This is a genomic window from Streptomyces sp. NPDC048057 (assembly GCF_040653095.1).
In the GTDB taxonomy this organism is placed as follows: domain Bacteria; phylum Actinomycetota; class Actinomycetes; order Streptomycetales; family Streptomycetaceae; genus Streptomyces.
In genome coordinates, this window is sequence record NZ_JBEZNF010000087.1 from 1 (window position 1) to 1,159 (window position 1,159).

At 67.5% G+C, this 1,159-nt stretch carries 1 protein-coding gene and 1 pseudogene; both read right to left on the reverse strand.

Going from position 1 to position 1,159, the window contains the following annotated elements:
• Positions 1–947, reverse strand: a 947-nt coding sequence (locus tag AB0E05_RS36440) for a GTP-binding protein (RefSeq protein ID WP_361971918.1), incomplete at its 3' end; no start/stop codon positions are given.
• A gap of 2 nt (positions 948–949) precedes the next feature.
• Positions 950–1,159: pseudogene (locus tag AB0E05_RS36445) on the reverse strand (sulfate adenylyltransferase small subunit); the annotation flags it as partial.

Below are 1,159 nucleotides of genomic sequence, written 5' to 3' on the forward strand. Positions count from 1 at the left end.
AGGTCACCGCGGGAGACGTCGAGGTCGTCGGCGAGGAGGAGGGTGACGGACTGGGGTGTCCACGCCACATCCACGCTCTTCCCCAACACGTCGATCCCGGTGATCGTGGTGGTGTGTCCGGCGGGCAGGACGGTCACTTCCTGACCCGTGCGGAACGACCCCGCCGCGATCTGCCCCGCATACCCCCGGTAGTCCGGATGCTCCGCCGTCTGCGGACGGATCACGTACTGGACGGGGAGGCGGGCGTGGCAGGTCGCCAGGTCATGCGCGACCGGCACGGTTTCGAGGTGTTCCAGGACGGTGGGGCCGCCGTACCAGTCCATGTGGGCGGAAGGATCGACCACGTTGTCCCCGGTGAGCGCGGAGATCGGGATCGTGGTGATCTCGGGGACCCCGAGTGCGGTCGCATACGCGGTGAACGTGCCCGCGATCTGGGCGAACACGGACTCGTCCCACCCCACCAGATCCATCTTGTTGACCGCGACCATCACGTGCGGCACCCGCAGCAACGCCGCCACCGCGGCATGACGCCGGGTCTGCTCCACGATCCCGTTGCGGGCATCCACCAAAATGATCGCGAGATCGGCGGTGGAAGCGCCGGTGACCATGTTCCGGGTGTACTGCACGTGCCCCGGCGTGTCCGCGAGGATGAACCGGCGCCGGGGGGTGGCGAAGTAGCGGTAGGCGACATCGATGGTGATGCCCTGTTCCCGCTCCGCGCGGAGTCCGTCGGTCAACAATGCCAGATCGGGTGTGTCGGCACCGCGTTGCGCGGAAGCCCGCTCCACGGCCTCCAACTGATCGGACAAGATCGATTTCGAGTCGTGGAGGAGGCGTCCGACCAGGGTGGACTTGCCGTCGTCGACGGACCCGGCGGTCGCGAACCGCAACAACGTCGTCGCCGACAACTCCGCCGGGACCGTACTCCTGCTCGTGTGAGTGGTCATGGTTAGAAGTACCCCTCCCGCTTGCGGTCCTCCATCGCCGCTTCCGACATCTTGTCGTCCGCGCGGGTGGCACCTCGTTCCGTCAGCCGTGAGGCGGCGATCTCCGCGATCACCGCATCCAACGTGCTAGCGGTCGAATCGACCGCCCCCGTGCACGACATGTCACCCACCGTGCGATACCGCACCCGGCGCCGCTGAACCTGCTCCCCCTC